This window comes from Carnobacterium sp. (assembly GCF_032094055.1).
In the GTDB taxonomy this organism is placed as follows: domain Bacteria; phylum Bacillota; class Bacilli; order Lactobacillales; family Carnobacteriaceae; genus Carnobacterium_A.
The window spans coordinates 37,472-45,785 of sequence record NZ_DAMDAK010000003.1; the positions used below are offsets into that span (position 1 = coordinate 37,472).

Genomic DNA, 8,314 nt, shown 5'->3' on the forward strand with positions numbered 1-8,314 from the left:
CCCTTACAATATTTGCTACAATAAACCCATAAGAAAAGAAACGAGAATAGAAAAGGGTAATTATACTAATGTCTATAGATTAATATATCTATTTAATAAAGTAAAGGAGGGAGAAAAAAGAAACTTATAGGAATTCAATTGCTTATTTTAAGACTAAAGAATATAAATAAAAAGCAAAGGTGAGAAGATTGTCTCAGCAATGTCAAGGAAGCATAACGACTATAGATCAACAATTAGTGACCTGGTTAGGAAATAAAGAAGCACATGCCTTAATTGGAACGGTTCATAGTATTTTTAATACGGTCATCAATGTACTATCTTCCGATAGGAATAATCTGCTCACACTCGCTCTTGACGAAGTCGTCTCTTCGCCATGGATGATGAAAACGGAAGATAACTATCTATTTGAGTTAATGAAAAGCAAGATAGCACCTGGTGATTCAGTAACATTATCTGAAAATTTTACAATAGAAATAAAACAAATAGAATGGAACTACAAAAATGCAGTTTTCAGCGATACAAAAATAAATAAAAAGAATGCAAGCGAGAAGATATTCAATAACGGTTTTTCAAATAAAGTTTACCAATTCATTAAAGAACAAGGAAAAGATAGTGGATTAGTCTCTGCTTGGGACAAATACTCAATGGAAAATCCAAACGCAAATGAAGATGAAAATGTATATGTTAAATCTTATCTTCAAGCGATAAAAAAAATGAGCGAAGCTGTAGAAAATAATGATAAGAGTGCAGTTTTAAAACATAGTTATAGGCTGATTGGACTAGGACTAGGTTTGACGCCAACAGGTGATGATTTCATACTTGGTTGCTTAGCCGTTTGGGGATTTTTTGAAAGCCCTTTAATAGAACAGTTTAAAGAAAGTAATTGGATTGAAAATGCTAAAAAGAAAACGACTGTGATCAGTGCTTTTATGCTCGAAAATGGTGTAAATGGATACATGAATCAAGCTCTTGGTGATTTGCTTATACATCATAAAGAAAAAGATTTATCTACTTATTTAGGGCCATTTTTAAAAATAGGTGCTACATCTGGAACAGACATGCTAATAGGGGTAATTTTCGCTTATAAACAAATGAATTAGTTATATGGGAGGCAAAAAAATGGTTTCAAAAGTAATGATAGAAAAAAACGCATATCATGATTCAGTGACATTAATGTCTTTATCAGCAAATATCAGCAAATTAGATGGTGTAAAACAAGCAGTTGTTTCTATGTCAACTCAAATGAATAAAGAATTATTAGAAAACATCGGCTTATTAACGGATGATGCAAAAAATGCATCTGAGAATGACTTGATTATTGCTATAGACGCAGTTAATAAAGAGAGTATAGACGAGGTATTTGCTGAGATAGAAAAAGAGTTACATGCAAAAAAAGGCAGTAAGAAAAAGAACGGGGGAACAACGACAGAAAATACAGAATCAGCGTTGAACTTATTGCCCGATGCAAACTTAGCAATTATTTCTGTACCAGGAAACTATGCAGTTCGAGAAGCACGCAAAGCTCTGAATAAGGATCTTAATGTCATGATATTCAGTGATAATGTAACAATTGAAGAAGAAAGAGAATTAAAAGAATTAGGAAAAGAAAAAGGTCTTTTCGTGATGGGACCTGATTGTGGGACAGCGATCATTAATAATGTAGGACTGTGTTTTGCAAACAAAGTTAAATCAGGAAATATAGGGTTAATAGGAGCTTCAGGAACAGGTTTGCAAGAAGTAAGTGTCCAAATTGATAGGTTAGGAGAAGGCATTTCGCAAGCGATCGGGGTAGGCGGGAGAGACTTGCAAGAATCAATTGGTGGAATAATGATGCTTGAAGGAATGAAGGCTCTTGAAAAAGATGAAAATACTAAAGTCATTGTCTTGGTTTCTAAGCCTCCTGCAGCAAGTGTTCAACACAAAATTATGGAACAAATAAAATCAATGACAAAACCTGTAGTTGTTTGTTTTTTAGATGGTGACGCAACAGAAGCAGAAAGCGTTGGAGCTTCATTCGCAGGAACACTGAAGCAAGGAGCGGTACTAGCTGTAAATGCATTAGGCAATCCTGATAGAGAGCAGGCTGAAGAAATCAGTGATAAACAAAATGAATGGATCAAGAAGCAGAAAGAAGAAATGAGTTCTTCTCAAAAATACATTCGCGGTCTATTTTGCGGAGGGACACTTACTTCAGAAACACTAACAGTAATCAGATCTCATGTTGATGAAATAAAAAGTAATGTTGCGAAAAGAGAAAACGAAAAGCTTGAAGATGTACATGTTAGTCAAGGGAACACGTTAGTTGATTTGGGAGACGATGAATTTACGCAAGGTAAACCACACCCAATGATCGAACCTTCTTTAAGAAACGAACGCATTATCGAAGAAGCAAGAGATCCGGAGACAGCTGTTTTGTTACTTGATTTTGAGTTAGGTTATGGTTCTCATGAAGACCCTGTAGGCGTAACTTATGAAGCTTTACAAGAAGCTCAAAAAATTGCAAAAGAAGATGGACGTCACTTGCCGATAGTTGCTTACATTTGTGGTACACGTGACGACAAACAAGATTATTCAGAACAAGCTAAACAATTAGAAAAGTTAAGTATCTGTATTGCGGATAGTAATGAACAAGCTGCAGAAATAGCAGTGAGATTGATATGAAAGCGGGGGAGATTGATTTGAGTAAAGAGAATAAATTATTTGGTCAAGATTTAAAAGTTATTAATATAGGAACAGCAAAATTTAACGAAGAAATGGAAATTCAACATATAGAATCTGTTCAGGTTAATTGGCAACCACCTGCCGGAGGGAATATCAAACTTTTAAATGCCTTAGATTTAATTGTAGACAATGAAAAAATCAATGAAGCGAATCAGGAAGTAATAAAAAGAATGAAAGAAGCACATCCATATTTGATAGACATCGGACTAGCTCTAGATGTTATACCAGGTATGCATTCAAAACTGATTCTGCATTCAGGTCCTCCTATAACATGGGATAGAATGGCAGGGCCAGTAAAAGGAGCGATTATTGGGGCATTGATTTTTGAAGGTTTAGCATCGAACGAAAACGAAGCTGTAAAACTTATTGAGGCTGGCGAGATAGAATTTGCGCCTTGTAATGAACATAATACTGTCGGACCAATGGCAGGAATTGTCTCATCTTCTATGCCAGTACATGTTGTTGAAAACGTTGTTCACGGAAACAGAGCGTATTGTACAGTTAATGAAGGGCTTGGAAAAGTTCTTCGCTTCGGTGCTTACTCAACAGAAGTGATTGAACGCCTAAAATGGTTGCAAGAAGTTTATGCTCCAGCGCTTAAAAAAGCACTAAGTCTTACTGAAGAAGGAATTGATATAAAATCTATTACAGCTCAAGCGTTGCATATGGGAGATGAGTGCCACAACCGAAATAAGGCTTCTACTAGTTTATTCTATCGAGAAATATCCGGCTACTTCCTGCAAACTGATTTAGCTAAAGATGAGATAGAAGAGGTGTTAAACTTTATAAAAGGTAATGAACATTACTTCTTAAATCTATCAATGCCGGGATGTAAGGCTGCTTTGGATGCTAGTCATGGTGTAGCTGATTCTACTATAGTAACAACTATGGCAAGAAACGGTGTGGAATTTGGTATTAGAATCAGCGGATTAGATAGAAACGAATGGTTTACTGCTCCAGCGAATTTTGTAGAAGGTCTGTTTTTCCCCGGTTTCAGCGCAGAAGATGCAGCACCAGATCTAGGAGACAGCTGTATTACAGAGACAATGGGAATTGGCGGATTTGCAATGGGAGCTTCACCTGCAATCGTTCAGTTTGTAGGCGGCGATGTAGATGATGCTATCCATAATAGTGAACAAATGTATACTATTACAGTTGGAGAAAACAGCAATTATTCTCTTCCGCCATTAAACTTCAGAGGTTCAGCTTTAGGTATTGATTTGCGTAAAGTCATTGATACAGGCGTGTTGCCTGTCATCAACACAGGAATGGCTCATAAAGTAGCCGGAATTGGGCAAATTGGCGCAGGTATCGTACATCCTCCAAAAGAGTGTTTTGAGAAAGCATTGTTGGCTTTTACTCAAAAATATGAAAAGGAAACAATAGAATGAGCAGAATTGTTGTCGCCTTAGGTGGTCATATTTTTGGAGACACTCCAACCAAGCAGCGACAACTAGTAAAAACAGCAAGTAGTTCAATTGTAGATTTAATCGAACAAGGACATGATGTCATCATATCTCATGGTAATTCTCCGCAAGTAGGTATGATACAGCAAGCTTTCGCACTTGGAGCAAAGCAGCAGAAAAGCATACCCTTGATGCCACTTTCAGATTGTGGGGCAATGAGCCAGGGGTATATTGGAAACCATTTACAAAATGCTCTTAGAGAAGAATTTAAAAGACGCAGTATAGAAAAATCTGTTGTTGTTATTGTTACTCAAACAATAGTTGACAAACATGATAAAGAATTTCTTTTTCCAACTAAGCCAATTGGTATTTTTTATACAGAAAAAGAAGCAAAAAAATGGACGAAACAAACAGGAGACAAATATATAGAAGATTCAGGAAGAGGTTATCGAAAGGTGATTCCTTCTCCTATTCCTATTAAAATTGTAGAACAAGATAGTATCAAAGTATTAGTAAGAGAAGGAATGATTGTCATTGCAGGAGGCGGAGGAGGTATCCCGGTTGTAGAAGATGGAGACCGTCTAGTAATTGCGGAGGCTGTAATTGATAAAGACTTATCAAGTCAACACTTAGCTCAAGAATTGGATGCAGATTACTTATTTTTTCTAACAGGAGTTGATAAAGTAGCGATAAATTTTAATAAATTAAACCAGAAAAACCTAAAAAAAATGTCCGTTAACGAGGCAGAAAAATGGATGAACGAAGGACACTTTCTAAGTGGTAGTATGCTGCCAAAAGTTCAAGCAGCGATACAATTCGTTAAGTCTAAATATGGCAGAAAAGCGATTATTACATCGATGGATAAGACAAAAGAAGCTATTCTAGGGCTAGACGGAACGATTGTTTATGATAAATCAGAGGTATAAAAAATAATACGATTATTAGCTAACTACTAATCATAAGATAAGCGTTATTATATTTTAAAAGGGGGTGATAAGACAAAGACGAGAACCTTAACACCTATTGATGTGTATTGGTTATCCAATCACAAAAAATATGAATTATAGTGCAAGCTAATTCGAAGGAGAAAAAGGTATGGAATCATTTAATGGTCATATTAAGCTCTGGCAAAAAACAGATATTGACGGTTTTTTCGGATTATTTACAAACAATCTAACAAATTTACTTGTTATGGGTGGTTTGCTGATAAGCACAGGCATACCCGCCACAATAATTTTTGGTTCAATTTTACCAGCAGTAGGACTATCTATTTTTGTAAGCAGTATGATTTATAGTTTGATGGCTTATCAATTGGCAAAAAAAGAAAAAAGAAATACAGTGACAGCGTTGCCTTCAGGAACTAGCGTGCCTCATATGTTTTTAATTGTTTTTCTAATCATGGGACCTGCTTACCGAGCAACTGGTGATCCCTACTTAGCTTGGTATGCTAGCTTAGCTTGGGGATTTATTGAAGGTGTCATTGAGTTAGCGGGGTCTCTTTTTGGGGCAAAGATTAGAAAACTAATACCGAGGTCAGCTATGTTAGGTTCATTAGCTGGCGCATCCATTACTTTTATAGCAATGGCACCTGCCATGCAGACATTCGAATTACCATATATTGGTCTAGTATCCTTAGTTATTATTTTACTAGGCTGGTTTGGAAAAGTTAAATTTCCTTTTCATATGCCGGTTGGTTTGGTTGCTATTATTGTAGGTAGTATCATAGGTTGGGCCACAGGCGTTATGGACTTAGACACTCTATTAGGTTCTATAAATAGTGTTAAACTTTCACTTCCATCTTTTTCAGTTAATCGAATTATAAGCGGGTTTTCTAACGCTTTACCTTTTCTTGTTTCAGCTATTCCTCTTGGAATCTATAATTTGCTTGAAACAATCGATAACGTAGAAAGTGCTGAAGTAGCAGGTGACTCATATAGTACCACAATTACTATGATAGCAGATGGAGGTACAAGCATCTTAGCAAGCTTATTTGGCAGTCCTTTTCCCACAGCCGTATTTATTGGACATCCAGGATGGAAAGAAGCGGGAGCAAGAATTGGCTATACAATAGCAACAGGTGTAGCCGTTCTGGCGATTACTTGGTTAGGAATGATTTCTTTATTATTAACTGTTATTCCTCTTGCAGCTGTTTTACCAATTTTAATTTATATTGGTCTTATGATAGGTGCTCAAGCTTTTCAAGAAGTTGAACTTAAATACGCTCCGGCAATCATCTTAGCTTTAATACCTTGGTTAGCAGATTGGGGAAAGAATATTATTGGGAATGCGTTAAACGCAGCTGGAACGGATGCATTAACCACAGGTTATGATGTTATAGAAAAAGCGGGTCTGCCATATGGCGGATTAATCGCTTTAAGTTCTGGAGCTATTATAATCAGTATGCTTTGGGCAAGTATATTATCTTTTATAATTGATCAGAAATTTCATTATGCAGCAATAACAGCACTACTCGGATCAATTTTTGCATTCTTTGGATTAATCCATTATGAAACTGTTGGGTTTGGTATTGGTAGAGAAACAGCAGTTAGTTATATAGTAGTTAGTATCATCTTAGGCATTGTTTATAAAAAAATAAATAAAAACAAAAATGGAGGAATTAATTATGACTAAACAATATACAGTACAAGCTAAACCATATGCATTTGAATTTGATTTGGAAACGACAGCTTTTATTATAATTGATATGCAACGTGACTTTTTATATCCAGGCGGTTTTGGAGAACAATTAGGAAATGATGTTTCAACAACTAACTCTATTATACCTAATGTTAAACGTGTTCTAGAGAAAGCAAGAGAAAAAGGGCTTCTTGTCATTCATACAAGAGAAGGTCATCGTCCAGATTTGACGGATCTGCCAGACAGCAAATCAAAACGCGGCGGTGGTATTGGAGAAGAAGGACCTATGGGACGTATATTAGTTCGTGGTGAATATGGCCATGATATCGTTGATGAGCTGCAGCCCATAGAAGGCGAAGTTGTTCTTGACAAACCGGGAAAGGGAGCTTTTTATCAAACTGATTTGGAAAGTATTTTACACAATAAAAAAATTAAGAGTTTAATCCTTGCAGGAGTAACAACTCATGTATGTGTGCAGTCGACCATTCGTGAGGCAAATGACCGTGGTTTTGAGTGCTTAATGTTGGAAGACTGTTGTGCTGCATTCGATAAACAAGACCATGAAGATTCCATTCGAATGATCAATCAACAAGGTGGAATATTCGGTTGGACAACAGAATCAAAAAAACTTTTAAATTCGATAGACTAATATATAAAGCAGAGGTGAACAATAATGAAAGAAAAAGCAAAGGGCACTCCTTGGTTAGTTAAAGGAGATGCAAACGGGTTTTTTGGTTTATTTAGTAACGTACTAACGAATTTATTAGCAGCTGTGGGTTTATTAGCAGCTATTAATATGCCGTCAAGTATTATTTATGGCAACATCGTTCCTGCAGCAGCATTGTCCATCGGTATTGGAAGCATCATATTTGCTATACAGGCACGGCGTAAGTCGCTAAAAGAAAACCGATCAGATGTAACTGCCTTGCCATATGGGCTTAGTGTACCTCATTATTTTATTGTAGCATTTGGGATTATTTTGCCTGTGCATGCACAAACAGGTGATTGGGTACTCGCTTGGTCAACAGCATTAGCTTGGAATGTGGTTCAAGGCATAGTGATGACAATTGGAGCGTTTGTAGGACCCTATATTCAAAAATATATTCCCCGCACTGCTTTATTAGGGTCATTAGCAGGTATAGCTCTAACCTACATCGCCATGAATCCGATGGGAGAAGTATTTTCTACTCCTTATATTGGTTTGTTGACGTTGACTATTGTTCTAGCTGGCTGGGTCGCTCATAAAAAGCTGCCTGGAAATATACCAGCAGGTCTATTAGCTATTGTTATTGGGATGATCTTAGCCTGGGCAACAGGGTATATGGATATTTCAACTGTTAAAGAAGCTGTTCAAGGATTTTCATTGTCGACACCTTCTTTTGCCATTGGTCATTTAATGGCTGGTTTTGCTTACTTGTCTCCATTCTTAGCAGCGGCCATTCCTCTAGCTATTTATGACTTTTTAGAAAGTTTAGATAATGTAGAAAGTGCTGCAGTTGGAGGAGATGAGTATCCTACAACTTTATCTTTACTTGTTCCTGCTCTGTTGA

The 8,314-nt window shown here is 36.6% G+C and carries 6 protein-coding genes and 1 pseudogene; all 7 read left to right on the forward strand.

Annotated features, from left to right (window positions below; genetic code table 11):
• The first annotated feature begins 188 nt into the window (after positions 1 to 188).
• Positions 189 to 1,100, forward strand: a complete 912-nt coding sequence (locus RT405_RS01020) for a DUF2877 domain-containing protein (protein ID WP_313466833.1) — start codon at positions 189 to 191, stop codon at positions 1,098 to 1,100.
• A 19-nt stretch (positions 1,101 to 1,119) separates the two neighbouring features.
• Positions 1,120 to 2,661 carry an acyl-CoA synthetase FdrA gene (gene fdrA, locus RT405_RS01025; RefSeq protein ID WP_313466834.1) on the forward strand — a complete coding sequence of 514 codons (1,542 nt, stop codon included), beginning with the start codon at positions 1,120 to 1,122 and terminating at the stop codon, positions 2,659 to 2,661.
• 17 nt (positions 2,662 to 2,678) lie between these two features.
• Complete coding sequence (locus RT405_RS01030; protein ID WP_313466835.1) at positions 2,679 to 4,112, forward strand: DUF1116 domain-containing protein; 1,434 nt, start codon at positions 2,679 to 2,681, stop codon at positions 4,110 to 4,112.
• On the forward strand, positions 4,109 to 5,053 hold the full coding sequence (gene arcC / locus RT405_RS01035; protein WP_313466836.1) for a carbamate kinase: 945 nt from the start codon (positions 4,109 to 4,111) through the stop codon (positions 5,051 to 5,053). Before RT405_RS01030 ends, arcC begins: the two co-directional genes overlap by 4 nt.
• Before the next feature lie 169 nt (positions 5,054 to 5,222).
• Complete coding sequence (locus tag RT405_RS01040) at positions 5,223 to 6,758, forward strand: hypothetical protein (protein ID WP_313466837.1); 1,536 nt, start codon at positions 5,223 to 5,225, stop codon at positions 6,756 to 6,758.
• On the forward strand, positions 6,751 to 7,413 hold the full coding sequence (locus tag RT405_RS01045; RefSeq protein WP_313466838.1) for an isochorismatase family cysteine hydrolase: 663 nt from the start codon (positions 6,751 to 6,753) through the stop codon (positions 7,411 to 7,413). Before RT405_RS01040 ends, RT405_RS01045 begins: the two co-directional genes overlap by 8 nt.
• A 24-nt stretch (positions 7,414 to 7,437) precedes the next feature.
• A pseudogene (locus RT405_RS01050) lies at positions 7,438 to 8,314 on the forward strand (hypothetical protein); the annotation flags it as partial.